This is a genomic window from Streptomyces griseoruber, assembly GCF_001514205.1.
In the GTDB taxonomy this organism is placed as follows: domain Bacteria; phylum Actinomycetota; class Actinomycetes; order Streptomycetales; family Streptomycetaceae; genus Streptomyces; species Streptomyces griseoruber.
This window is the reverse complement of record NZ_KQ948787.1, coordinates 16,894-42,011: the sequence shown is the minus strand read 5'-3', so window position 1 is coordinate 42,011 and position 25,118 is coordinate 16,894. Positions and strand designations below refer to the sequence as shown.

Below are 25,118 nucleotides of genomic sequence, written 5' to 3'. Positions count from 1 at the left end.
AGGGGGCGGCCCTTTACTTGGCGCTTACGCGGCGTCCGGCGTGGCCTCAGTCGCCGTTGCCGGGCGACGGCGTCGTCTTCTGGATCTGCATCAGGAACTCGGCGTTCGACTTGGTCTGCTTCATCTTGTCGAGGAGCAGCTCGATCGCCTGCTGCTGGTCGAGCGCGTGCAGCACCCGGCGCAGCTTCCATACGATGCCCAGCTCCTCGGCACCGAGCAGGATCTCCTCCTTGCGGGTGCCGGACGCGTCGACGTCCACCGCCGGGAAGATGCGCTTGTCGGCGAGCTTCCGGTCGAGCTTGAGCTCCATGTTGCCGGTGCCCTTGAACTCCTCGAAGATCACCTCGTCCATGCGGGACCCGGTGTCCACCAGCGCGGTGGCGAGGATGGTCAGCGAGCCGCCGTCCTCGATGTTGCGGGCCGCGCCGAAGAAGCGCTTCGGCGGGTACAGGGCGGTCGAGTCGACACCACCGGACAGGATGCGGCCGGAGGCCGGGGCGGCGAGGTTGTACGCACGGCCCAGACGCGTGATCGAGTCGAGCAGCACGACCACGTCGTGGCCCAGCTCCACCAGGCGCTTGGCGCGCTCGATGGCGAGCTCGGCGACCGTGGTGTGGTCCTCGGCCGGACGGTCGAAGGTCGAGGAGATGACCTCGCCCTTGACCGACCGCTGCATGTCGGTGACCTCTTCCGGACGCTCGTCGACCAGGACGACCATCAGGTGGCACTCGGGGTTGTTGTGCGTGATCGCGTTGGCGATCGCCTGCATGATCATGGTCTTGCCGGTCTTCGGCGGGGCCACGATCAGACCGCGCTGGCCCTTACCGATCGGCGACACGAGGTCGATGATGCGGGTGGTCAGCACGCCCGGGTCCGTCTCCAGACGGAGGCGGTCCTGCGGGTAGAGCGGGGTCAGCTTGTTGAACTCCGGGCGGCCACGGCCGTGTTCGGGCGCCATGCCGTTGACGGAGTCCAGGCGGACCAGCGCGTTGAACTTCTCGCGCCGCTCGCCTTCCTTGGGCTGGCGGACCGCGCCGGTGATGTGGTCGCCCTTGCGCAGGCCGTTCTTGCGGACCTGGGCGAGGGAGACGTACACGTCGTTCGGGCCCGGCAGGTAGCCGGAGGTCCGGATGAACGCGTAGTTGTCGAGGATGTCGAGGATGCCCGCGACGGGGATCAGCACGTCGTCGTCGGCGAGCTGCGGCTCGACGGTGCCGATCTCGTCGCGCCCACGGCGGCCACGGCGGTCCCGGTAGCGGCCGCGGCGGCCACGGCGGCCGTCACCGAACTCGTCGTCGTCCTGCGGACCGGTGTTGCGGTCCTGACGGCTCTGCTGCTGGGTCTGCTGGCCGCGCTGCTGCTGGCCGCCCTGCTGGTCGTCGCCCTTGCCGCGACGGTCGCCACGCTCACCGCGGTCGCCACGCTCACCGCGGTCGCGGCCGCGGTCACCGCGGTCGCCCCGCTCACGGCGGCCCTGGCGGCGGCCGTCGGCCTCGCCGGCCTCGGCGGTCCGGGCCTCGGCCTGCGGCTGCGCGGGCGTCTCGGCCTTGGGCTCGGCCTTGGCCTCGGCGACGACGGTCTCGGCGCCGGAGGCCGTCGGGCTGCCCGCGTCGGCGGTGGCGCGGCGACGGCGGCGCTCGACGGGAGCCTCGTTGCTGGCCGGCTGGCCGGGGATCTCGATCTGCTGCTGGGCCACGGCCTTCTCGGCGGCGGCCTCGGCCTTGGGGGCGGCGTCCGCCTTCTTCTCGGCGGCGTCCTCGCCCGTGCGGGCCTTGGAGGCGACGCGGCGCTTGGGCTTGGTCTCGGCGGCCGGGGCGTCGGCCTTCGCCGGGGCGGAGCCTCCGGCGGCCTGCGCCTCCTTGATGACCTCGATCAGCTGGCTCTTGCGCATCCGCGCGGTGCCCCTGATGCCGAGGCCGGATGCGACCTGCTGGAGCTCGGCCAGCACCATGCCCTCGAGGCCGGTACCGCGGCGCCGCCGGGAGCCGGCACCGGTGGCAGGCGCGGAGGCGTCCGTGGCGGGCGCGGCAGCGGTCTCCTCGACACGTGCGCCCATCAGATCGGTGGTGTCGCTCACGAAGGGTCCTTCCCTGGAGCGGACGTCGGCCTGTCTGGCTCGGCGACCGGTTGTGCTGTCCGGCTTCGGTCCTTGCTCTGGCGAAGCCGGGGCGGTGGTCCGCCACAACGGCGGAAGAGAGATTTGCTGGTGATGGCGCTTCCCCGACGAACCGTGACACCCAGTGTCACGTGGCGTGGTAGCACCGATTCCGGAGCGTGCCCTGCAGACCGCTCAGCGCCGGTGTACGGCGTACTGCCCAGATACGACGTACGGAACGCAGTGCGGCTTGGGGAGCTCCCGGAAGAATGTCTGTCCCGGACGGGGACACGAAGCACCTCGCCATGGTGGGGTCGGGTGCAGACTTGAGGTTAACACTACCGGATCCAACAAACATTCCCCCTCTCGAAATCCGGCGACCGTGCACTTAAATGTCGCCGGAGTGCGTTTCACCAGCGGGCGCGAGCGGCAGAACACTCGCCCCCTGCAGATCCATGGCCAGGCGGTTCGCGGCCCAGTCCGCGCCCGCCAGAGCCTCGACCTTGTCGGCCGTTCCCGCGTCGGCCAGCGCCATCACGGTGGGGCCGGCGCCGGAGATCACCGCGGGGATCCCGTCGGCGCGCAGCCGCTCCACCAGGGCGGCGCTCTCCGGCATCGCGGGGGCGCGGTACTCCTGGTGCAGTCGGTCCTCGGTGGCCGGCAGCAGCAGCTCGGGGCGCCGGGTGAGGGCCTCGACGAGCAGGGCGGCGCGGCCCGCGTTGGCGGCGGCGTCGACGTGCGGCACGGAGCGCGGGAGCAGGCCGCGCGCCGTTTCGGTCAGTACCGGCTTTCCCGGTACGAAAACCACCGGAACGATGGAATCGGCGGGCTCCATCCTGATCGCCCGCGCGGCGCCCGCCTCCATCCAGGAGAGGGTGAATCCGCCGAGCAGACAGGCGGCGACGTTGTCGGGGTGGCCCTCGATCTCGGTGGCGAGTTCGAGCAGACCGGCGTCGTCGAGCCGGGACTCGCCGCCTATGGTCACCGCCCGCGCGGCGACGATGCCGGCGCAGATCGCGGCGGAGGAGGAGCCGAGGCCCCGGCCGTGCGGGATGCGGTTGGCGCAGACGATCTCCAGGCCGCGCGGCTGGCCGCCCAGGACGTCGAAGGCGGTGCGCAGGGAGCGGACGAGGAGGTGCTTCTCGTCACGCGGCAGGGTCTCGCTGCCCTCGCCCGCGATGTCGATGTGCAGCCCGGAGTCGGCCACCCGGACGACGACATCGTCGTAGAGCCCCAGCGACAGGCCCAGGGCGTCGAAGCCGGGGCCGAGGTTGGCACTGGTGGCGGGGACGCGCACCCGGACGGGGGCGGCGCGGAAGGCGGGACCGGCCATCTCGCGATGACTCTCCTTGAGCTGCGTGACTGTCTTGAGCTGCGTGACTGTCGAATGACGTGCGATAGATACGTGACGACCCCGGGGCCGCGAGGGCGACACGTCGCTGCGGCATATGCGGCGGGCGGGTTCGGTACAGCCTATCGAAGGAAGGTTCTGCGGCGACATAGGGCGCACAGGAGGCGCACGATGCGTGTCGTAAGCCCCCTGTGCATCCCTTCCGGGGTTGACCCTGCGTCGACGTGTTGTGCGACGCCGTGTCGCACGGCGACGTGATGCGCGACGACGTCCTACACGAGACCCAGACGGGCCGCCGCCGCCGCCGCGTCGACCGGGACGACCACCGGACGCGGGGCACCCTCGGTGGCCCAGCCCGGGTCCTTGAGGCCGTTGCCGGTGACCGTGCAGACGATCCGCTGCCCCGGGTCGACGTCGCCGCGCTCGGCGGCCTTCAGCAGACCGGCCACGGACGCGGCGGACGCGGGCTCCACGAAGACGCCCTCCTGCGCGGCCAACAGCCGGTAGGCGCGCAGGATCTCACGGTCCGTCACCTCGTCGATGATGCCGCCCGACTCGTCCCGCGCGGCCAGCGCGTACTGCCAGGACGCCGGGTTGCCGATCCGGATCGCGGTGGCGAGGGTCGACGGGTCCTTGACGACCTCGCCGCGCACGATGGGCGCCGAGCCGGAGGCCTGGAAGCCCCACATCCGGGGCGTCCTCGAGGCGATGCCGTCCCCGGCGTACTCCTTGTAGCCCTTCCAGTACGCGGTGATGTTGCCCGCGTTGCCGACCGGCAGGACATGGATGTCCGGGGCGTCGCCCAGCATGTCCACGATCTCGAAGGCGGCGGTCTTCTGCCCCTCGATGCGTACCGGGTTGACCGAATTGACCAGCGCGACGGGGTAGTTGTCGCTCAGCTGACGGGCGAGCGTGAGGCAGTCGTCGAAGTTGCCGTCGACCTGGAGGATCTGCGCGCCGTGGACGAGGGCCTGCCCCATCTTGCCGAGCGCGATCTTGCCCTGCGGCACGAGCACGGCGGAGACCATGCCCGCGCGGACCGCGTAGGCGGCGGCCGAGGCGGAGGTGTTGCCCGTGGAGGCACAGATGACCGCCCGGGCGCCCTCCTCCTTGGCCTTGCTGATGGCCATGGTCATCCCGCGGTCCTTGAAGGACCCCGTCGGGTTGGCACCCTCCACCTTGAGGTGGACCTCGCAGCCCGTGCGCTCGGAGAGCACCTGCGCGGGCACGAGGGGCGTACCGCCCTCACGGAGCGTCACCACGGGAGTGCTGTCGGACACCGGCAGCCGATCCCGGTATTCCTCGATGATTCCGCGCCACTGGTGGGTCATTGCTGGTTACTCTCCTTCAACCCGCATGATGCTGGCGACACCCCGCACGGTGTCGAGCTTGCGCAGCGCCTCGACGGTCCCGCTGAGGGAGGCGTCGGACGCGCGGTGGGTGACGACGACGAGGGAGGCCTCGCCGTCTCCGTCCTGTCGTCCGTGCTGCCGCACGGTATCGATCGACACGCCGTGCTCGGCGAAGACGGTGGCGACCTGGGCGAGAACGCCCGGCTTGTCCGCCACGTCCAGGCTGATGTGGTAGCGGGTGACGACGTCACCCATCGGCGACACGGGCAGGGCGGCGTACGCCGACTCGCCGGGCCCCGTTGCCCCGCTGAGCCGGTTGCGGCAGACGGCGACCAGGTCGCCGAGCACGGCGGAGGCGGTGGGGGCACCGCCGGCACCGGGGCCGTAGAACATCAGCTGACCGGCCGCGTCCGACTCCACGAACACGGCGTTGTACGCGCCGCGCACGGAGGCGAGCGGATGGGTCAGCGGAATCATGGCGGGGTGCACGCGCGCGGTGACGGAGCCTCCGTCGGCGGCCCGCTCGCAGATGGCGAGCAGCTTGATGGTGCAGCCCATGTTCTTGGCGGAGGCGAAGTCGGCCGCGGTGACCTCGGTCATCCCCTCGCGGTAGACGTCGTCGAGCCGCACGCGCGTGTGGAAGGCGATCCCGGCGAGGATGGCGGCCTTGGCGGCGGCGTCGAAGGCCTCGACGTCGGCGGTGGGGTCGGCCTCCGCGTACCCGAGGGCGGTCGCCTCGTCGAGGGCCTCCTGGTATCCGGCCCCCGTGCTGTCCATCTTGTCGAGGATGAAGTTGGTCGTCCCGTTGACGATGCCCATCACCCGGTTGATCTTGTCCCCGGCGAGGGACTCCCGCAGCGGCCGGATGAGCGGAATGGCCCCGGCGACGGCGGCCTCGTAATAGAGGTCCTTGCCGTGCTCGTCGGCGGCGGCGTGCAGCGCGGCCCCGTCCTGGGCCAGCAGCGCCTTGTTGGCGGAGACGACGGAGGCGCCGTGCGCGAAGGCGGTGGTGATGAGCGTCCGCGCGGGCTCGATCCCCCCGATCACCTCCACGACGACGTCGATGTCCCCGCGTTTGACGAGGGCGGTGGCGTCGGTGGTGACGAGGGCCGGGTCGATGCCGTCGCGCACCTTCGAGGGCCGCCGCACGGCGACCCCGGCGAGCTCCACCGGGGCACCGATCCTCTGGGCGAGGTCGTCGGCGTGCGTCGTCATGATGCGCGCCACCTCTGAGCCGACCACTCCACAGCCCAGCAGCGCCACCTTCAGCGGACGCGTACGCATCATCCGACCTCGTTTCCTCATACCGTCTACGGTTGGACCAGTCTCACTCACCGGACCGGAGTTTCTGCCCCCGGTCCGGATCGTGAGACATCTATTTCATTTTCACAGGGGCGGCGGACAGAAGATTCTCCCGCCCCTCGTTTTCTCGTTCCCGTTCGGCTTTTCCCCCACCAGAGGCCTACCAGAGTCCGTGCTCACCCGGCATCGCCTTCCATCGGGAGTCACCCGACATCGAGCCGCAGAAGGTCGTCCTCCGTCTCCCGCCGGACGATGACCCGCGACTCCCCGTCGGCCACCGCGACGACCGGCGGCCGCAGCACATGGTTGTAATTGCTCGCCATGGACCGGCAGTAGGCACCCGTGGCCGGTACGGCGATCAGGTCACCCGGTGCCAGGTCCGACGGCAGGAACCCCTCCTTGACCACGATGTCCCCGCTCTCGCAGTGCTTGCCCACGACCCGCGCGAGCATCGGCTCGGCGTCCGAGGTGCGCGAGACGAGCGCGACGCTGTACTCGGCGTCGTACAGCGCGGTGCGGATGTTGTCGGACATCCCCCCGTCCACGGAGACGTACGTCCGCAGCCCGTCGAGCGGCTTGATCGTGCCCACCTCGTAGAGCGTGAAGGCGGTCGGCCCGACGATGGCCCGCCCGGGCTCCACCGAGATCCGCGGCGTGCGCAGCTTGGCGGCCTCGCACTCCCGCGTGACGATCTCGGTCAGCGCCTTGGCGATCTCGTGCGGCTCGCGCGGGTCGTCGTCACTCGTGTACGCGATCCCGAGCCCACCCCCCAGATCGATCTCGGGAAGCTCCACCCCGTGCTCGTCCCGGACCTCCTTCAGCAGCCCGACGACCCGGTGCGCGGCGACCTCGAAGCCGGACATGTCGAAGATCTGCGAGCCGATGTGGCTGTGAATGCCGATGAGCTCGATCCCGTCGAGCTTCAGCGCCCGCCGCACCGCCTCGGCGGCCACACCGCCGGCGAGCGGAATCCCGAACTTCTGGTCCTCGTGAGCGGTGGCGATGAACTCATGGGTGTGCGCCTCCACCCCCACGGTGATACGAATCTGCACCCGCTGCCGCCTGCCGAGCGACTGCGCGATGTGGGCGACCCGCACGATCTCCTGGAACGAGTCGAGCACGATCCGCCCGACCCCGGCACTGACGGCCCGGTGGATCTCCTCGCTCGACTTGTTGTTGCCGTGGAAGGCGATGCGCTCGGCCGGCATCCCGGCGGAGAGGGCGGTGGCCAGCTCGCCCCCCGAACACACATCGAGGTTGAGCCCCTCTTCATGCAGCCACCGCACGACGGCCCGCGAGAGGAAGGCCTTGCCGGCGTAGAACACGTCGGCATCACCGCCGAACGCGCTGCGCCACGCGCGGGCCCGGGCCCGGAAGTCGGTCTCGTCGAGGATGTAGGCAGGGGTCCCGTACTCCTCGGCAAGGCTCTTGACGTCGATGCCCCCGACGGTGACGACCCCGTCCCCGTCCCGCCCGACGGTCTGCGCCCAGACCTTCGGGTCGAGGACGTTGAGGTCACTGGGCGGCGCGGAGTAGTGCCCCTCGGGAAGGACATCGGCGTGACGGGGCCCGGCGGGGTGGGCGGAACGGCTCATGTTCTGACTGGCTCTCTAGAGATGGTCGGGTGCGTCGATGCCGAGCAGGGACAGGCCGCCGGCCAGCACCGTCCCGGCGGCTTCGGCGAGCGCGAGCCGGGCACGGTGGGCGGCCGAGGGTTTCTCCTCACCCAGCGGCAGCACAACGGGGAGCAGAAGCAGCGTGGCGTCCGCGAGCGCGACGAGATGCCGCGCCAGCCGGGAGGGCGCGGCGACCCCCTCCGCACGGGGGAGGGCGGCGACGGTGGCCAGGACGCGGGGGTAGTCGGCGAGGAGGGAGAGGAGGGAAAGGAGAGGCAGGGGCACCGGGAGCTCCTGCTGCCCGCCCACGCCTCCGGGCTCGGCGGTGAATCCGAGATCGGCGGCGTTACGCCCGAGGGCCCGGGTGCGGGCATGGGCGTAACGGACACGGAAGAGAGGGTTGCTCTCCCGCTGGACCAGATGATCGGCGGTGATGCGCGGCCGGTCGTGGGGGGCGGGGTGGAGCAGCGCCCAGCAGGCGGCGTCGAGCCCCAGCGGGGTGGGGTCTTCGGGGGCGGGGTGGGGGCGCAGCTCGAAGGGGGCGGCCTCGGGGGAACGAGTGGGGCGGGTGCTGCCGTCGGAATCGGGGTGGAGGGTGCGGGTGTCGCCACCGGGCTGATCAGCGGGGGTGCGGGTGTCCCCACCGGGCTGATGAGCGGGGGTGCGGGTGTCCCCACCGGGCTGATCAGCGGGGGTGCGGGTGTCCCCACCGGGCTGATCAGCGGGGGTGCGGATCTCGCGGTGGGGCTCACCGTGGGGGGTGGAGACGCGCCCGTCCTGCGAGGCGAGGCGGGGGGTCTGCGAAGCCAGATGATGGGTGGAGACGCGTCCGCCCTGCGAGGCGACGATCCGCGCCAGGGCGTCGGCGAGAACCTCGGCCCGGACCTCGAACGGCAGGCGTACCTCGTACACCTGCCCGGCGAGGCTGTCGCCGTGCCCGTACCGCATCCCGTCCCTCCGGATCCGCTGGACGAGCGCCGTGGCGGCGGCCTGCTGATCGAGGCTGATGTTGAGGAACCCGGGCCCGGTGATCTCGACGCCGGTGACGCCTTCGGCGCAGGCGAGATGGGTCCGCAGGACCTCGGCGACCCGCAGGGCGGGCTGCCCGGCGGGGCGGGCCAGCTGGAGGGCGATGTTCGTGGCGTAGTCCCCGGCCCCTCCGGGCCCCGGCGGAGCGACGACGGCGTGCGCCGGGACGGCCACGCTCAGCTCTCCGGCGTCGACAGCACGACGCACCGCGTGCAGCACGGTGCGGGAGAGCTCGACGGGTGTCACGGGACAAGCGTAGGGGAGGAGGGGGGTGGCTAGGCGAGCCGGTTTGGGGAGGTCCCGGGATGTGGACGGCGAGGCCGAGCAAGGGAGAGCAAGGCAGAGCGAGGGGCGAGGGAAGTAGGCGGAGCGCGAGGTGCGAGCTGGAGTGAGGGGTCGGGTGCCCGCCCCCTACTCCGAACCGGGCCCTCCACTCCCCTGCCCGGCCCCGAGAGAGGTCCCGAGCCCGAACCCCAGACCCACCCCACCGTCACGGCTGTCACGGCCGTCCTCCCGCCGCTTCCCGTCCAGCAACTGCCGTACGAGGCTGACGAGCTCGTGGGGTTCGAAGGGCTTGGCGAGGAACGCGTCGACGCCGACTTCGAGGCCGGCCTCGACCTCGTACGGGGTACACGCGCTGATGATCGCGAGGGGAAGATCACGCGTCCGCGAATCGGAACGCAGCCGAGCGGCGGTCCGAAGGCCGTCCAGACGGGGCATGACGACATCGAGCGTGACGACGTCGGGCCGCACCTGATGAACGACTTCCAGACACTCGGCACCATCGGAGGCGGTCACGACCTCGAGACCCTCAAGCTCGAGATTGACCCTGATCAGCTGCCGGATGACCTTGTTGTCGTCCACAACAAGCACCCGACCCGACGCGCCTGGCACAACTTGAGAGTAGGTCGACACCGGCCACCGCGTCCGGGTTTTCCCCACTTCCACCCCCCGAGGGCGACACCCGCCCCTCCCCGGCGCCCGTAAACCGGTTCATGAACACCCCGAGGAAGCTGGTAGTGTTCCACCTGTCGCCGCGAGCAACAGCCCGCACCCGACACGCCCCCGTAGCTCAGGGGATAGAGCAACGGCCTCCGGAGCCGTGTGCGCAGGTTCGAATCCTGCCGGGGGCACCCGTTATGAGGTGCCCAAAGACCCCGTCACCAGCGGAAACGCTGAGAACGGGGTCTTCGCGTATGTGCAGCCATGTGCCGCTCCAAGCGGCCGTATGTCGGGTGCTGTGGACTATGCGTGGACTGGCCGCAGGGCAGGAATCCGCAGGTCATCCCCAGAAAACGCCGAGGCCCCTGGACCGTAGTCCAGGGGCCATCATGCTGCAGGTGTGCGTGAGGGGCGCGTGGGTCAGGACCCGTCGCCGGGCTCGCCCTCCTGGTCGGCGTCCTCGCCGAGGAGTTCAGCGATCCGACGGTTCGCGACGTCCTGCCGACCGTCGAGGCACTTGGCGTACCGGCTCAGGAGCACTTCAACACTGTTGCCCGCGCGCTCCGCAACCTCGGTCGGATCGACGCCGGCGTTGAGCCAGGAGGAGAGCGCGGCGTGCCGCAGGTCGTACGGTCGAGCGGCCAGCGGCGAGGCCACCTGCTCCGGCGTGAGCGCCAGGTGTCGAGCCTCGTCCCAGACACGCCAGTAGGTGGTGGAGGCGACCACTCCCCCACGTTCGTTGGCGAACAGTCGGCCGTCCTTGGCGGTGCCGAACTCGTCGATGTGTGCGAGGAGCATGCGAACGAGGCGGGGCGGAATCGGAACGATGCGGGTCTCATTCGCGGGCCGGTTCTTGAGACCGCGATTGTCGTGTACCTCTCCCGTTCCGGTCCAACGCTTGCCCACGGTCGGGCGGCTCTTCTCAAGGATCAACGATCCCCACCCGGAGTCCGGCAGAGTGCAGTCCGGACGACGCAGGGCCACGGCTTCCGCCGGCCGCAGCCCACCGAAGTACATGCAGGCGAAGAGGGCGACGAGGCGGCGCCCACGGGCCCGGCGGTAGCCACCAACGTACGAGACAGCACCAAGGAGCTCGGCAGCCTGCCGGGGGTTCACCACGACTCGGCGGTCCACTTCCTTGGTCACCTTTGGAAGCTTCCACTTCACGAGGCTGACCGGGTTCTCCGGGAGCTCCCCCAGCTCGACCGCGTAGGCCAGAGCGTTGAAGAGGACAGCCCGCTTGCGTCGCACCGTTTCGGCGGCGGCCGGAGCCCCGGAAAGAGTGAGCTTGAGCGAGTCGAGGACGCCGCGGATGTCCGCCGCATTCTTGAGCGTCGTCAGCGGCAGCGAGGCTTTGCCCACCCAGCGGAGGGCGTTCGCGATGTCCACCGGCGGAGGGTTCTCGCCCTCGGCCTGGACGACGAAGGCCCAGCCGCGTAGGGCCCGCCGCAACACGTCATCTGCCGGACGGCCGGGCCGGTCCCCCAGGAGCTGAGTGGTGACGAGCGTCATTGTCTCGTTCAGGCTGTCGCGAGAGTTCGGAGCCGCGTGCGGCCATTTCATGGCCACATAGGCCCGCGCGAAGTCGTACCAGGTGAGGGACTCTTTGACCGGTGCCATGGAGTCCGGGAGACCGGTTTCCGTGTCGAATGCCTCGCCCTTCTGGGCAGCCCGGAGAAGCCTCGCGCGGTAGTTGTCGGCGAGTGCCTTTGTACGGAAGGTCTCGGAGAACGGCGGAACATCACCGACCTTCCATCGCACGTCGTACGACGGGGTTTTGTACGGTCGCTTGCGGATGCCCCACACCTTCACGTCGTGCGACTTCACGCCGCCTCCCCGAGTCCGTGGAGCCACGAGGTGAAGTCACTTCGCCAGAAGCGGAGTTCACCGTTTGGCAGCTTGATCGCTTCCGGAGCCTGCCCCAGCTCCCGCCAGCGATAGAAGGTGCGGCGGGAGACTCCGCCGAGCTCGGCGAGGATCTGCGGGACGGTCATCAGTTCGTCTCGTCGCCGGTCCATGTGGAGTCTCCTTCCGTGTCGGAGTCGTCGGGTCGGCGCGAAGCGGCGAACAGGGTTTCTGCGGCGGTCAGGCCGGTGCCGGCGAAGCGCCAGTGAGAAAGGACGAGGACGGTGTCCGGGTCGGGCAGTGGGTGACCGGCTGCGGCGGCACGTTCGCGGGTGAGTGCTTCGTTGTGGTCGGCTCGTTCCTGGCGGAGGGCGCCGAGGGTGACGGAGTACGCGCGGGACTTGGTGGAGAAGTGGCCGCGGAAGCCGAGCATGTGGGCCCACTTGCGCAGGCGCAGGTCTTCGAGTTCGGGCAGGGCACCGAGGTGCCAGCAGGTGAGGATCAACTGACGGGCGTGGTCGGTGACTTCTACGCCGATCAGGTCGGTGATGGGGTTGCGGATGGGGTGGTCCAGGGTGCCCGTCGCGCTTTCGGCGCCCTTGGTGGCGTACTTGGCGATGTAGGCGGCGACGGCGCGGCTGGTCAGGTCGGTAGCGCCGGTGAAGTCGGCCGAGCGGATGGGGCGGATGTCGAGCTGTTCGCCGAAACGGAACGTGTGGGCGTGGCCGTCGAGGACCGGGCCGGGTGTCTCGGCGAGGCGGGCAGCCGAGCGGATCGCGTCCGTGAGGAGTTCGGTGGTGGCCCAGGTGGGTGGGGTGTCCTCGGCTCCGTCCGGCCCGTCGAGCCGGATCACCGCATGGAAGTGAACAGCGCCGCGCCGCTGATACTCGGCAACCTTGGCGTACGACACCTTGAGGCAGTCGCGGAGCTCCGAGCGGCGGATACCCGCGCGGGAGGCAAGTTGTTGGCGGAGGTAGGTGGTGAAGCGGGCCCAGAGGGCGCCGGCGTGCGCGTTCCAGAGCACGGCGGCGCGGTAGTCGTAGCGGTCGGGCTTCAGGGGCGTGCCGAGGGCGGGGCCACCGTCAGGGTGGAGGCGTCCGCAGCGACAGCGTCCGCCGCCGGGGCGATTGTGGACGGGGCCGAAGGAGGGGGCTGTGAAGGTGGCGAAGACTCGGGGGTGTGCGGCGACGGAAGCGCCGATGCCCTTGCCGCCGCTCAGGCCGGCCGTGACGAGGTGGTACGTGTCTTTGCGGTAGACCTCGGCGCAGGCGGCGCACCTTGTGGCGCGGCGGTTGTTGCAACGGATGAGGAGTTGTCCGGCGGGAAGGTCGCTGTCGACGATCTCACGGACGATTTCACCAGTCGCGGCGTGGACGTCGAGACGGTGGCCCTCCATCCGCACCGGTCGCTCGCAGCCGCCGAGTCGCTGGATCTGGTGTGCGTAGGTGCTCAGGTCGCCGTGCAGGGCGAGGGCCGCCAGCTGGCGGATGGCTCCGGTCGGAGCCTCGGGGCGCATGTGCGGGTTCCTCCTTGGAGGCGGGAGCTTGAGGCAGCAGCCCGACTTGTCCAGGGGGCTAGACAGTGTCGGCAAGCCGGGCTGCAGATCAGATGAGGTCAGCGGCGGTCGCTCTTGAGGACCGAGCGGACGGTGACCGCACAGACGGCCACAGAGGCCGCGGTGATCGCGACGGCGAGGAGCATGGAGACCAGGACCGCGCCGACGACGAGGACCAGGGCGCCACCGCCGGCGGCCAGGGTGAGCATGCTGCCCGGGGTGAGCTGGACCGTGGGCCGGTTGGAGGCGGGGGCGGACGGAACCGGAGCGGGGGCCGCGTTGTAGGGCGCCGGACTGTAGGCGGCCGGGGCCGGGGTGATCAGCGTCGCAGCAGTGTCCTGCGGCGGGTACTTGGGCTTGAACATGGCTGGTCCCTTCAGGGGTTCAGTCGAGGAGGGCGGCGACGGCGGGGGCGAGGACGCTGTTCGCGACGAGGTAGCCGCCGAGGAGCAGGAGGGCGACGAGCCACCACGGCGGGCGGGCGAGCTGGATACCGAGGACGGCGACGACGAGCACGGCGAACCAGAGGGGAACGTCCATGGCGTGATCTCCTGTCAGGCCTTGCAGCGGTGAGTGCGGGCGGCGAGTTCGGCGGCGGCGCGACTGTCGTACTCGGCGGAGAAGTCGCAGCGGGGCGCGGTGCAGGCGGCCAAGTGGCGGTTACGGCCGCGGGCGAGGAACGAGGCGACCTGCACGGGACCGAAGCGGCGGACGTTGCGGAAGCGCGGAGTCATGCGGGCATCCCTTCTCAGAGGTGGGCGGCGACAGAGGGCGTCATGGCCGGGGGCAGGCCGAGCCGGGCGCGTACGGCGTCCGGGTCGGCTGGTTCGCCGGTCGCGGCGAGGTGTTCTGCGGCCAGGACCTGAACGCGGTCGACGAGGACGGGCGGCAGAACGACGGCCGGAACGGGCGCCGGAGCCGCGGTCACGAGGTCGGTCGGAGGTTCGTAAGCCACCGAAGCCGGTGCGGGCGCGGGGAGTTCGTCACGGCGGGGCAGCTCGACCGCAACGGGGGCTGAAGTCGGCGCGGGTTCTGTCTCCGGCGTCGCGGAGGCCGCCGGTTCCTCCGAGGTGCGAGGCCCGTGCGCGAGCAGCGTTCCACCGAAGAAGGCGACGGCGGGCCAGCCGGCCACCACGACGCGGAGCCATGCGGGAACGTGATCCAGGTCAAGGAGCCCAGCGGTGGCAACATTGGCGCCGAGGGAAGCGGCCAGGGCGACCAGGAACCAAAGCCGCGGGCCCCCGGCCGGACGTCCGGCGCGTTGCTGTTCGCGCATCCGGCGCCATGCGGCGACCAGCAGCAGGTCAACGCTGACCGGGTAAGCCCACGCCTTCCAGCCACCCTGCCCGGCCGCCTCCGCCAGGTCGTGAAGGTGGGAGAAGGACAGGGCGCCCGCGATGACGGCTTGGACGATCACGGCGTCCACGCGGGCGAGGTGGGCACGCATCGGCTCGACTCCTTCCAGCGTGATCAGTCGGCGGACTTGAGGGAGTCAGCGCGCTCACGGGCGAGACGAGCCACCTCGGCGGCCTCGGCGTCGCCGGGTGTGTGGGTGGCAATGCGCTCCAGCAGGTCGGCCTTACGGGCCATGAGCGCGGCGAACTCGCCAGGGGTGCGGTCCTGACGGAGCGCGGCCAAGTCGGCGATGAGCGCGCTGACTTCGGCGATGGAGGGGCGGGACATGGGGTGTCCTTCCGGTTCCGGGCATGGGAGGGGTAGGGACTTGGCGCGAGGCAGTCGCGCCGACCGTGGAAAGGGGGTGCGGCTACTCGGTCACCGGGCGGGCCATGGGCACGCCAGTGGCGGACGAGGCGACGTCAGCGGGCTCGACGGCGACGGCGGGCCGGAAGGCGTCGAGGCGGGGCAGCTCCGGCACGAGGGCGGAGGTGGCGCGGCAGACGGCCGCTGCTTCGTCGAGGGTGAGGTGCGGGGAGCGGGCACGGGACCAGCCGCCGGAGGAGTCGCCGACGATGGCGACGCCGGGACGTTCGGCGGGAATGGCGGTTGCGGCGAGGGCCGCTTCCGGGGAGATGTCGGCGAGCGCCATGTTGGCGGATGACTCGTCGTTGACGCGGTGGCAGATACGGCCGGTGAGCTGGGCACGGAGCATGGTGGCGCCCTTGCCGAGTTCGGAGCCGAAGCGCTGCCCGCACACCTCCAGGTAGATGCCGGCCGCGCGGCCGAGCTGGGCGATGCGGATCAGCTTGGTCACCATGGCATCGCGTCGCTTCTCGTCGTCGCGGCTCGCGGCGAGGAAGAGTTCCGCCACCTCGTCGACGACGACCACGACCGGCACCGGACGTACCTTCTCGGGCAGGCCCCACACGTCCGAGGTGAGGACGGTGTCCGACCCGATGGCGGAGCTGAGCCCGATCAGCCGGAACCGTGCCTCCATCTCTTCCAGCAGGACGTCAAGAAGTTCGTTCGCCCGGTCCGGGGTATCAGCGAGGGCCGACAGGCGGGGCGCGAACGGAGCCAGTTCGACACCCCACTTGCAGTCGATACCGACGAGCACGACCGGTTGCCGGGCAAGCCCGCACAACAGGTTGCGCAGGTACACGGACTTGCCGGACTGCGTGGCACCGAGGATGAGTTCATGCGGCACGGCACGGAAGTCCCGTACATGCCACCGTCCGTCATCCCGCAGCGCCAGCGGAAGGGAGAGCAGGCCGCCGCTGTGCCGACGCCGCCGGGCGGGCCGTACGTCCGCGAGCACATCCCAGCCGATCAGCCGCAGTTCAAGCCACCCCGGCTTGGTCGGGCGGATGTGCACCGCATGCGCGGCCCAGGCATGCCGCAACCGGTCGGCGGACGCAGTGAAGTCTTCCGGAGCCTGCCCGGTCGCCATACGCAGCCGCATCACGAGACCGGACCCGGTCGGCACAGGGAACAAGCGGCGAGGCGGTACCGGCGCCGCTTCCCGCCCGATCATCCGGGCGGTGGCCCGGCGCATGGCCGATGCAGGAACGGTCAGACCGCAGGCGTCCATCGTGGCCCGGTAGGTCGCCAGCACCCTCACCGCGACGAACGGATAGCCGACGAGCCACCAGAAGGCGACCGGCACCCGACGACGCAGCACCAGCAATGCAACCAGGACGACCAGGCCCAGGACGAGCGTCCACGCGGTGTCGGTCATGGCGATCAGCCCCGCACCGGCGCCGGCGCGTTGACCATGACGGCATCCGCCCGGTAGGCGATGCCGTGCCGCATCCGGCCGCCGAACTCGCTCTCCCACGGCCGGGCGACGAGCCCGGACAGGACGACCGGAGCTCCCATCACCAGGCCCTCACCGATGCCCTGCTCCGGAACGGTCACCTTGATCATGTCCGAACCGCCCTGCGCGATGAACACGACCTCCAGCACCATGAGCCGCTGGTTGGTCACCGGGTCCACGGCGATCTCACCGGTCTGGCGGTCCCTCACCTTGACCTCGGGCAGCTTCGTGACGAGGAGCGTTGCGGCCGAGGCGTCCACGGGGATGACACGCATTTCTTGAACCTCACTGTTGGCGGCGCCCTGGTGAGCACCGATGCAATCTGGATACCCCCCTAGACAGCAAGGGAGGCCGCCCGCCCTAACTGTCTAGGGGGGTTGACGACAACAGTAGACCGCCGACCGTGAACTGTCTAGGGGGGTATACGTGCGTGTCGCCGAAGACGTGAAGCCGCTACGGCAGAACCCAGTGCAAGGCCGTGGCGTCGTCGTGCGCCTTACCCCGTGGCCAGCGTCGCCCCTCGAAGTCGCCGGCCTCGATCTCCCGTACGCGACGGATCAACTCGGCAGGCCCGGCCGCACTGAGGAGAGCCAACGTCTCTGGCCAGGTGGAGAGTTCGAAGGAGTCGACAAGTCTCGTCGCGCCGTCGCTCAGCAGGGACACGGACGCCAGCGACGTCAGCGGCACGGCCCCCGTGAGAGCGTGTTCGGCCGCGTGCGGATCCGGCCCGGCGATCCAGAAGCCACCAGGCCGGTTACGCAGTCCTGTCAGCGCGTCGCGGTACTCGGCCAGGGCGGCGGCGTGTTGGGGTGAGCCGGTGGGAAGCGCGTCGACCGGCCCGCGTAGCCGTTTGCCGACGTCGTCCAGGCGCTGATCCGTGATCGCGGTCGCCTTCCCGTCCGTGTCGGCGAGCAGCATCGTTGAGTCGCCGAGGACGAGGTATTCCAGAGCTCCCGCAGTGGCGCGTACGGCCAGGACTGTGCTGGTCGGACTGGCTCGATAAGCCAGGTCGCAGGTGTCCTCATGCAGGGAGCGGACAGCCTGGATCGAGTCGGCCAGGCAGGCGGCAAGCGGCCGGGCGGGCTGCGCGCTGATGGTGCCCAGCAGCAGCCCGCCCAGCGTCGAGGAGAACCATGCGATGCCGTGCACGCATCCGGTCTCGGCCCCGGCCACGCCGGCCCCGTCGAGGAGGACGGCCGCAGTGGGAGCAGCGGCGGCGAAGTCCTCGTTCTCCCGTCCCGGTCCGGCGGGCTGTGAGTCGAGGACGACGTTCACGCCGTCGTCTCCTCGTCGTGCAGGTAGAGCGGGGTGAGCAGCTCGACGGATTGTGGTTCGTCGGTCTCGGGGTCGTATTCGACGCTGACCAGCGTCGAGAAATGACGCTCGCCCACTTGGCCCCAGAGCGCGTTGAGATCCGAGGCGAGCAGGTGAACGACGCCAAGGGACCCCGCTGTGTGGATGCCCGCGATGGCGAGCACCGAGCCGTTCCCGTCCGGGCGGGGCAGCCGGCCGAGGTATCCGACGTCGTGCGGGCGGTACGGCTCGGTGTCCGCTCCCGCGCGGTACGAGGTGCCGGTGCGACGGTCTACCAGCGCCCACGGCTCACCGTCCGGGTGCTCCCAGCCGAGTACAGGATCCTGGGCGTACAGATCGCTCATGGCTTGAGACATACCGGGCCCACACACGACGACCAGACCGTCACGGTTGAGGTCGACCTCACCGCTCACCTGCACGTGACCGGAGCTGACGTCGAGCCCATACGACTTGGCCAGCTCTTCGAGCCGCTTCCCGGAGTTCATGTCGGCCATGGCGACCACCGGGCGCTTCTTCTCACCGTCCCACCGCAACGGGGTGACGATCGTGACCGCTCCAGCGCCGAGGAAAGCACCCTCAGGCGCCGGTCCTGTGTGCCGGATCTGATGAATCCGCCCGCGGCTCAGGCCGGCCTTTTCCGCGATCTGCGCGTACGACAGCCCTTGCGCGTGCAGGTCCTGAACGACGCGGCGGCGGAGCCGGGCGAGTTCGGTCACCTCCTGCTGCGCGTCGGCCAAACGGGCCGTGACCTCACGCAGGAGCAGGTACGGATCATCGATCGCCATGATCCGTTGCAACTCGTCCGACATAACCACACCTCCTAGAAGTAACCAGGAGTCTAGGGCCCTAGACAGAACGGGCGCGAGACGGCGTCCAGAATGAACCCCAATCACGTGGAACGCAGCCCTGCGCCGGGGCACACCTTTGGGGCTCACCCTCGACTACCCGCGAGGCAGGCGCACGCCATCATCGCGAGCCAGACCATCACCCGCTCACCCGTGCGAGGTCTGCCCAGACGCAGCGCCCGCCAGCAGGCCGGTCCTTCACGCCCCAGCCCTTGGCGCAGGCCGAGACCATCATCAGCCCACGGCCGCCCTGGTCCGCCGGACTGTTCACGCTCCGCACCATGGGTTCGTCGTCGCTGCCCTGGTCGACGACCTGAATGCGGATGAAGTCGTCGGTGAAGCCGATAACCACGAGGAACCATCCCCGGTACCAGCCGCTACGGGTATGCCGGACGGCATTGGCCGCCAGCTCGCCGACGACCAGGACGGCGTCATTCACGAGGTCGGAGGCTTCACCCTCCAGCAGAGAGGCAACGAAGTGGCGCGCTTCGGCCACCTGCCAGGCATGGCCGGGAAACATGCGGGCCCAGTCTTTGGGCATGGGAACACTCCTCTGCGTCTAGGGGGCTAGACGTTGCAGTGAGTAGAGTATTCCGGCATGCATCCAACGAGCCAGGCATCTTGAGGAATTATTCCTCTATCGGGTGGCGGGAGCGTCCAGGTCCCGGAAGTCCGCCATCACGTGGAGCAGCAGTTCCCGCACCTCAGACCCAAAGACCGCGGCACTCTCGAAGCGCCCGAACATCTCCTCGTACGCGGCAACTTCGGCGGAGTCGTCCACGACCCGCTCACCCCGGAAGCTCTCGACGACGACCGGCCCCTGATCGCACAGGGTGAACCCATGACGGGGCATGACCGGCACAGGCCGACGCCACGGAATGACGCCGAGCTGTACCGTGCTCAGACTCTCGACAGCCAGCAGCCGGTCAAGCTGGGCGAGCATCAGCGCAGGACTCCCCGGCCAGGTACGCAACACACCCTCCGTGAGCACGAACACCGACTCCCGCCCCGGCTCGTACAACAAACTCTGCCGCTCCACACGGGCGGCGACAGCACGGCCGACAGCCTCAGGGGAAGCGTTCGGAGCACTGTCGAAGACGTGCCGGGCGTACTCCGCGCTCTGGAGCATGGCCGGCAGAACGACGCATTGGAACGAGCGGATCAGGCGCGCAGACCGCACCACGTCATCGAGAACCACCCCGACCGAGGCCAAGTCCCCGAGCGCTTCAATAGTGTCCGTAGCGGCTTCAACAGCGGCCAGGAGGTCGCGCAGCTCGTGCGAGGTCACCTCGTCGAGGCCGAGAGCACGTGACAAGCGGCCCAAGACGTCGGCGCTGGGGATCATCCGGCCGTTCTCGACTTTGGACACGGTCGGTTGCCCTACACCGGCCCGCTGTGCCACCACGGCACCCGTCAGACCGGCATCCGAACGCAGTTCACGAAGACGCGCACCAAGCGCCTTCATCCGCTCCCGCCGCTCACTCCCCATATCCAGGGTTCTACACCACGAGGCAGCCGACACCAGGCACGAGACCTAGATGATCATGAACCACCCAGCCCATGATTCAAACTTTCTCTACTGGTTCAAGGCGTCTCGCTCCGCTCCCCGCGCGCGGCCCGGCCCCCGGCCGGGCCTGCGCTCCTGCCTCCGTCCCGCTCCAGCCCGGCCGGCGCCCGTACCGCGCACACAGCATGCAGCCGGCTGATGCCACAGGATGCCAGAGAAGGCGTGCGTCGTGGCTGAGGCGGTCGGCTCCACGGTTTTACGGAGCCATGATCGCTCGCGCCAAAGCAACTTTCCGCCCCAAAGCCGTTCGACGTGCCTTTCCGATTCCCTACAGGCCCATCACGGGCTTACCCTTGTTCAGGCGGATGGGGGTCCCATCCCACCGCAAAAGACCAACTGACATTGGGCTCTGCGGTGAATTCCAACGAGCTCGTGGATCGATTCTTGCTCATGTGAATTTCGTTCATGGTGGGCAGCACCTTCCCCTTTTCGCAAAGAAGGGGAAAGGAGACCCCGGTCGGTCGCACCTGGACAGTGAGTTTCCCAGGCCCCTGACAGTTGATCGCGATCGCGAGGGTTTTGCCTGCCTTGATTCCGCCAGGGATCGGGTAGACGGCCTTGCCTTTGAGTGTGGCATCGTGCGTCAACGGTGTGATGCCATCTGACCCGATGTTCGGGGCCTTCTCGACCGAAGGTGCATGAGGGTCATTGGTCGCGACAGTGGTCGCCTTGGTGGACGGTGAACTTACAGCATGGCCTGTCCGGCCCGACGAAGAGCTGTTGTGGTCATTGGATCCACAGCCCACTGCCGCCAGAGCGACGGCAAGCACGCAACCGGTCAGGCCCACGGATCGCACAGTGATCACCATCACGCGTTCTTCTCCCAGATATACCAGCCGACGTAGTGGGGCGTGTAGCTCGTGACAGTGCTCTTTGCTGAGGTCTGGCAGTTGCTGTAGATGACGTAGCTCTTTCCCTGATTCCGCAATCGGTACACCCCGTATGTGGCGTGAGTGATTTTGTGTGGCGGGGTGTCGACGGAAATGGAGTTGCCCAGCCTCGCCGTCAGTGACGCGGACAAGCTCACGTCGTACTTGGTCTCGATCTTGGCGATCATCACGTCGACGCTTGTGGACAGAGTTCCGCTGAACGTCACCCCGACAGTGCCGGAGACTTCCGCCGTGAAGGTCGACTTGGCAGTGTGACTGGTGTTGTTCGTGTTAGCTTGCTGCGCGCCAATCCCTTTGTGATGATCTCCGCCCTTATATGTCGGGGTGTAGACAGTCTGCCGGTCGCAGTATTCGCTGCCGGGATGGTTACCGGAACCAGTGTCACCACTGCCCGGGATGTCAGGCTCCACGCCCACCTGATCTGCAGGCACGTCTACGAGGCCCGTGTCAGCCGGGTCGGTCTCCTGCGGCGGTTCCGTGTGGATCACAACGCTACTGTCAGTGGGTACGTCGTCAGCAGCAGCGATGCCGCTCCCCGCTCCCAGCACGACGAGCAGTGCTGCAGTGGTCGAAGCTGCAACACGCTTTACATCGAGGTGCATGTCCATCCCTTCACTGCCTCTCCCCCCGTGGGAGCTGACATGACTAGAACACTTGTCCACGGCACTTCGCCAGGTCAAGCAACTTTTTCCGAATTGAGCGAAGGCTGAGGTTCTTAGTCGTCAGTAGGTAATGAGAGGATCAAGCGTCGACAAAAAGCGAGACGCAGCACCATCTGGCAACAGACAGGATGCGTTTGTTGAAGAATTCCGCATCACTGGAAGGCGAGGGAACGCGCGGCCCGTGGCCATGGAGCGCTGCCACCGCTCCACCGCAGGTCAGGCTGGCTGGCACTTCTGCAGAGTCCAAGCTTCCCAATCTGACAGTCGTGGCGGGCAATGCGAGTCACCTCCACGGTCGGGCCGGTGTGGGTCTCTCTGGTCGACGACACCGACAGCGTGGCTGAGGCTGGTGGGGGTGCAGCGAGACACACGCGCGCCTGGTCGGTCGGCGCACCCGCCGTCGTGGCTGACTTTCGTCGGCTGAGGTACAGACGCGGCCCCGGATCGACCTCTGGGGTGATGACCGCGCCGCAGCCTGCGAGGGTGGGTGGTGAAGCTGTCAAGGCCGCTCATGGCGGGTGACGCCACCACCTGACACCAACAGCCCCGGACAGCGGCGGTCAGCGCCGAACCTCGGCGGACGGTCCTCCGAGGACCACGGCCGGTTGCCCGAGGTGCCCGGCCATCCATCACCGACCTGATGAGGATGAGGCCAGATAAAAAATCTGAGCCGGTGTGGCGTCGGCCATAGTCGACGGCCGACGCTCCCGCCTGTTGGGGTGTGGGAGTGCTAGACACCACAACCTGCAGCAGCCGCGTGAAGCTCTGAGAAATTGCCGCCAATGTCGGCGAAGAAGCTCGCCGCAGCCCTTTGCTGCGCTAGAAGTCTTCCGTGCGTAGTCTCCTGCAAAGGCTCGTCGAGAGCCGCGCGTGGCGGGTTGCTCGGGTGGTGGCCTACTCCCTGGCAGGTCTTATAGGCGTGGGGATCTTCGTCGTCCTCCCGGTCACAGCCCAACTCAGTGGGTGGAACGATGATGACGAGGATCCGCCCGTCAGTTCTGGCACACCGTCCGCCACGTACACGCCAGTTCAGTGGACGTATCAGGGCTACGAGTGCGCCGACGGGTGGCCATCAGACTCTATCGGCCGGCAAGGAGCTTGTAGCCATCACGGAGGCGTTGTCTCCGTGTTTGGAGGAGACGACGGAACAGTCCTCAGGTGCGGAGACGACGAGCACGCGCCTCACCCAGACGAACAACAGCAGCAGATCAAAGACTACGGGCGCGTGGTCTGCGTGTTCCGATGACACCAGGTTCCAACGCGGGTGACGACGGCCGCACCACAAGCGCACCAGATCGAGCGGGGAACAGCGGGGAACCACGGTGAAAGCAGCCGAGGCCGACGGAGTAGCGGCCACGCTGTTCGCCCAGGTCAGCACCCAATCCAGCCCCAAATGCCCGCAGCTTCCCAAGCTGATGGCCCGACAGCTCAGTACGGCCGCGGAATCTCGTGCTCGCCCAACGCAGCCTCGTACCGCATCAACAGAGCATCCAGGTCCGCCAGAAGAAGGCCGGCGGAGTCCCGAGCTTCCACCAGGTCGCCTCGCTCGCACGCCTCCACCACCTCGGCCACGGCGCTGCGGAGGATGTGAAGGGAGTCGCCCTGCACCAGGACCCCGGGGAACTGTCTGCCGGGCATGCGAACCACGGCGTCGTTGCCGCCATCTGTGAACAGCTCGGCCTCAATGCGCTTCATCGGACCATCCAACCTGACATCACCAACTGACATCAACGACCTTGGACGCAAGCGGCCTTGAGCAATCACACACGCTATGCCGGTAGGACTGCGAGGGCCCCAGGAGAGCCGCTCGATCGAACTCCTGGAGCGGTGCTCAGCAGACAGTGGCCTATCCGTGGACTCGTCCCGCCCGATCGACCACGTGCAGGGCCGTGACCTGCTGTGTTGCCCGGTACTCAAAGGGCCTCCGGAGCCGTGTGCGCAGGTTCGAATCCTGCCGGGGGCACTCGCCGGTCAGAAACCCGAAACCATGGTCTGACCAGGGCGGATGCCTACAGAAAAGGGCGGGAGTCAGTCTCACTGACTCCCGCCCTTTCTCACTCTCTCTCACTGGTTGTGCGTGAGGAGTGCGTGAGCCACTTCCGCTCCCTGGTGGACCCCAGGGGCACTATCGCAAGAGGCCCTCGTGGCGGGCACACGAAGTTCTACACTCCCGAAGGTCGTCCAGACGGGAGGGGCACGTGGCAGGTCGAGGCAGGTTCAAGAGGATCGAGCAGCTACCGGGCGGCGGGTACGGAGCCGTCTGGCGAGCCATCAACCTCGAAACCGATGACGCCGTCGTCATGAAGTTCCCACTCGACACCCTTGACATGTCATCAGGGTCCGAGGATCGGAGACGCTTCGAGCGAGAAGCCCGCTACCAATCCTCACTAAAACACCCCGGCATTATGCCCATCATTGCGATGAACTTGAAGCGAGAAAACCCGTTCTTCGTCATGCCTCTAGCTCAGGGATCACTTCAGGATCTCCTGAAATATGGCCCACTTCCCGAGAGTGAGGCCATAGGAATCACCATAGAGGTTTTGTACGCCCTTGAGCACGCTCACGAGCAGGGGGTTCTACACCGGGATTTGAAGCCGGCCAATCTACTCTCCCTGGACGGGCGCTGGGTCATTTCAGACTTCGGTCTGTGCCGACAGGTCACCTCCGAGAGCACAACCATCACTCAGGCGAACAGCGCGATCGGCTCGTTCGCATATATGGCGCCGGAGCAGTTCGACAACGCTCACGAGGTAGACGAAACCGCCGACATCTATTCGATGGGGCAGATTATGTACCACTGTCTCACAGGCGAGATCCCTTTCCCTCGTGCGCGCATAGGAAAGCTTGACGTAAAGTTCCGCTATCTCGTCAGCCGATGCGTTGCCGAAGAACCAGCCGATCGATATCAATCAGTAGCCGAGTTCCGGCATGAACTGGAACTGATCACTGCGCCGCAAGCCGAGCTAGCTTCTCCCACCGTGCAAGCGAACGAGCTGAAAGCGAGGGCACTCGACGGCGACACGGAGTCCATTGACGCCCTCCTCCGACTGCTACTTGACTCAGCAGACGACGAGGTCTTCATCAAGGAATTCACACCCTCCTTGCCGCAAGTGCTTCTTACACAGATGGCGGCGGACCACCCCCTTGATTTCGAACGCATGGTGCGCGTCTATGACGAATATTCCGAGGGTGGGCACCCATTTGCTTACGCGGATGACATTGCCGACTTCTTCGCGCGGGTCTTGGTTGCAGCCAAACACAGCAGGCCGGTTCGGCATCTAAGCCTAAAACGCATCATGATCGTCGGAGCCAGTCACCATAGATACTACGTCGGCGAGGTTTTCGCACGCGAAGTATCACGCCTCACTGCCCCCGAAGACATCTCCCATGTAGCGGACATACTCCGCGAGGACCCGGGAAGCGCCAATTTCATGGGATCATATCTGAGGAACTATTCACTTCCCCGCGTAATCCTCCGCGCACTGGACTAGGATGCGGGGATTCGAGCTTGGCTGGAGTCCCCGCAACTCACCCGAGAG

Annotated in this window: 25 protein-coding genes and 1 tRNA gene; 2 read left to right on the top strand and 24 right to left on the bottom strand. The window is 68.2% G+C overall.

Going from position 1 to position 25,118, the window contains the following annotated elements:
* Positions 1 to 46 precede the first annotated feature (46 nt).
* From rho to AQJ64_RS41300, 7 genes are all read right to left on the bottom strand, one after another.
* On the bottom strand, positions 47 to 2,077 hold the full coding sequence (gene rho / locus AQJ64_RS41330; RefSeq protein WP_055633759.1) for a transcription termination factor Rho: 2,031 nt from the start codon (positions 2,075 to 2,077) through the stop codon (positions 47 to 49).
* 406 nt (positions 2,078 to 2,483) lie between these two features.
* Positions 2,484 to 3,428 (bottom strand): homoserine kinase, encoded by a 945-nt coding sequence (gene thrB / locus AQJ64_RS41325; RefSeq protein WP_055633760.1) that lies wholly within the window; start codon positions 3,426 to 3,428, stop codon positions 2,484 to 2,486.
* A gap of 290 nt (positions 3,429 to 3,718) precedes the next feature.
* Positions 3,719 to 4,777, bottom strand: a complete 1,059-nt coding sequence (gene thrC, locus AQJ64_RS41320; protein WP_055633761.1) for a threonine synthase — start codon at positions 4,775 to 4,777, stop codon at positions 3,719 to 3,721.
* Between the two features lie 6 nt (positions 4,778 to 4,783).
* On the bottom strand, positions 4,784 to 6,082 hold the full coding sequence (locus tag AQJ64_RS41315; RefSeq protein WP_055633763.1) for a homoserine dehydrogenase: 1,299 nt from the start codon (positions 6,080 to 6,082) through the stop codon (positions 4,784 to 4,786).
* Between the two features lie 221 nt (positions 6,083 to 6,303).
* Positions 6,304 to 7,695 carry a diaminopimelate decarboxylase gene (gene lysA / locus AQJ64_RS41310; protein WP_055633762.1) on the bottom strand — a complete coding sequence of 464 codons (1,392 nt, stop codon included), beginning with the start codon at positions 7,693 to 7,695 and terminating at the stop codon, positions 6,304 to 6,306.
* A 15-nt stretch (positions 7,696 to 7,710) separates the two neighbouring features.
* Complete coding sequence (gene nrtL, locus AQJ64_RS41305) at positions 7,711 to 8,991, bottom strand: ArgS-related anticodon-binding protein NrtL (protein WP_059203480.1); 1,281 nt, start codon at positions 8,989 to 8,991, stop codon at positions 7,711 to 7,713.
* A gap of 165 nt (positions 8,992 to 9,156) precedes the next feature.
* Positions 9,157 to 9,687 (bottom strand): response regulator, encoded by a 531-nt coding sequence (locus AQJ64_RS41300; RefSeq protein WP_079062252.1) that lies wholly within the window; start codon positions 9,685 to 9,687, stop codon positions 9,157 to 9,159.
* A gap of 119 nt (positions 9,688 to 9,806) precedes the next feature.
* On the opposite strand from AQJ64_RS41300, the gene AQJ64_RS41295 reads away from it, so the two are divergent.
* Positions 9,807 to 9,878: transfer RNA gene (locus tag AQJ64_RS41295), tRNA-Arg, on the top strand.
* Positions 9,879 to 10,107: 229 nt separating this feature from the next.
* Here the strand turns inward: AQJ64_RS41295 and AQJ64_RS41290 are convergent.
* The 17 genes from AQJ64_RS41290 to AQJ64_RS41225 all read right to left on the bottom strand — a co-directional run bounded on the left by AQJ64_RS41290 (position 10,108) and on the right by AQJ64_RS41225 (position 23,274).
* Entirely contained in the window at positions 10,108 to 11,514 is a 1,407-nt protein-coding gene (locus tag AQJ64_RS41290; RefSeq protein WP_055633480.1) for a tyrosine-type recombinase/integrase, read from the bottom strand.
* Positions 11,511 to 11,705, bottom strand: coding sequence for a helix-turn-helix transcriptional regulator (locus AQJ64_RS41285; protein ID WP_013000706.1), 195 nt, complete (start codon positions 11,703 to 11,705; stop codon positions 11,511 to 11,513). Before AQJ64_RS41285 ends, AQJ64_RS41290 begins: the two co-directional genes overlap by 4 nt.
* Positions 11,681 to 13,048, bottom strand: a complete 1,368-nt coding sequence (locus AQJ64_RS41280; protein WP_055633479.1) for a replication initiator — start codon at positions 13,046 to 13,048, stop codon at positions 11,681 to 11,683. Before AQJ64_RS41280 ends, AQJ64_RS41285 begins: the two co-directional genes overlap by 25 nt.
* 98 nt (positions 13,049 to 13,146) lie before the next feature.
* Positions 13,147 to 13,452: a hypothetical protein gene (locus AQJ64_RS41275; protein WP_055633478.1), complete on the bottom strand. Its 306-nt coding sequence runs from the start codon at positions 13,450 to 13,452 to the stop codon at positions 13,147 to 13,149.
* 19 nt (positions 13,453 to 13,471) lie between these two features.
* Entirely contained in the window at positions 13,472 to 13,627 is a 156-nt protein-coding gene (locus AQJ64_RS49915) for a hypothetical protein (protein ID WP_099053934.1), read from the bottom strand.
* Positions 13,628 to 13,641: 14 nt separating this feature from the next.
* The gene (locus tag AQJ64_RS41270; RefSeq protein ID WP_055633477.1) at positions 13,642 to 13,821 is read right to left on the bottom strand and encodes a mobile element transfer protein; all 180 of its coding nucleotides are present in this window, start codon (positions 13,819 to 13,821) and stop codon (positions 13,642 to 13,644) included.
* 14 nt (positions 13,822 to 13,835) lie between these two features.
* A complete protein-coding gene (locus tag AQJ64_RS41265) occupies positions 13,836 to 14,534 on the bottom strand; it encodes a DUF2637 domain-containing protein (protein WP_055633476.1) in 699 nt (232 codons plus the stop codon).
* Positions 14,535 to 14,557: 23 nt separating this feature from the next.
* Entirely contained in the window at positions 14,558 to 14,770 is a 213-nt protein-coding gene (locus AQJ64_RS41260; protein ID WP_055633475.1) for a hypothetical protein, read from the bottom strand.
* Between the two features lie 82 nt (positions 14,771 to 14,852).
* On the bottom strand, positions 14,853 to 16,223 hold the full coding sequence (locus AQJ64_RS41255) for an FtsK/SpoIIIE domain-containing protein (RefSeq protein WP_055633474.1): 1,371 nt from the start codon (positions 16,221 to 16,223) through the stop codon (positions 14,853 to 14,855).
* 5 nt (positions 16,224 to 16,228) lie between these two features.
* Positions 16,229 to 16,576 (bottom strand): SCO3933 family regulatory protein, encoded by a 348-nt coding sequence (locus AQJ64_RS41250; RefSeq protein WP_055633473.1) that lies wholly within the window; start codon positions 16,574 to 16,576, stop codon positions 16,229 to 16,231.
* A gap of 178 nt (positions 16,577 to 16,754) precedes the next feature.
* Positions 16,755 to 17,576, bottom strand: a complete 822-nt coding sequence (locus AQJ64_RS41245; RefSeq protein WP_055633472.1) for a hypothetical protein — start codon at positions 17,574 to 17,576, stop codon at positions 16,755 to 16,757.
* Positions 17,573 to 18,424 (bottom strand): sigma factor-like helix-turn-helix DNA-binding protein, encoded by an 852-nt coding sequence (locus AQJ64_RS41240; protein WP_055633471.1) that lies wholly within the window; start codon positions 18,422 to 18,424, stop codon positions 17,573 to 17,575. The genes AQJ64_RS41245 and AQJ64_RS41240 overlap by 4 nt, the downstream gene beginning before the upstream one ends.
* Before the next feature lie 175 nt (positions 18,425 to 18,599).
* Positions 18,600 to 19,001 (bottom strand): ATP-binding protein, encoded by a 402-nt coding sequence (locus AQJ64_RS41235; RefSeq protein WP_055633470.1) that lies wholly within the window; start codon positions 18,999 to 19,001, stop codon positions 18,600 to 18,602.
* Positions 19,002 to 19,097: 96 nt separating this feature from the next.
* Complete coding sequence (locus AQJ64_RS41230) at positions 19,098 to 19,949, bottom strand: helix-turn-helix domain-containing protein (RefSeq protein ID WP_079062248.1); 852 nt, start codon at positions 19,947 to 19,949, stop codon at positions 19,098 to 19,100.
* 365 nt (positions 19,950 to 20,314) lie between these two features.
* The gene (locus AQJ64_RS49400; protein WP_157880902.1) at positions 20,315 to 20,836 is read right to left on the bottom strand and encodes a hypothetical protein; all 522 of its coding nucleotides are present in this window, start codon (positions 20,834 to 20,836) and stop codon (positions 20,315 to 20,317) included.
* A complete protein-coding gene (locus AQJ64_RS49395) occupies positions 20,836 to 21,525 on the bottom strand; it encodes a hypothetical protein (RefSeq protein ID WP_157880901.1) in 690 nt (229 codons plus the stop codon). The genes AQJ64_RS49400 and AQJ64_RS49395 overlap by 1 nt, the downstream gene beginning before the upstream one ends.
* 1,482 nt (positions 21,526 to 23,007) lie before the next feature.
* Positions 23,008 to 23,274, bottom strand: coding sequence for a DUF6959 family protein (locus AQJ64_RS41225; RefSeq protein ID WP_055633468.1), 267 nt, complete (start codon positions 23,272 to 23,274; stop codon positions 23,008 to 23,010).
* A 503-nt stretch (positions 23,275 to 23,777) separates the two neighbouring features.
* Here AQJ64_RS41225 and AQJ64_RS41220 point away from each other — a divergent pair.
* Positions 23,778 to 25,070 carry a serine/threonine-protein kinase gene (locus AQJ64_RS41220; RefSeq protein WP_055633467.1) on the top strand — a complete coding sequence of 431 codons (1,293 nt, stop codon included), beginning with the start codon at positions 23,778 to 23,780 and terminating at the stop codon, positions 25,068 to 25,070.
* The last annotated feature ends 48 nt before the right edge of the window (positions 25,071 to 25,118 follow it).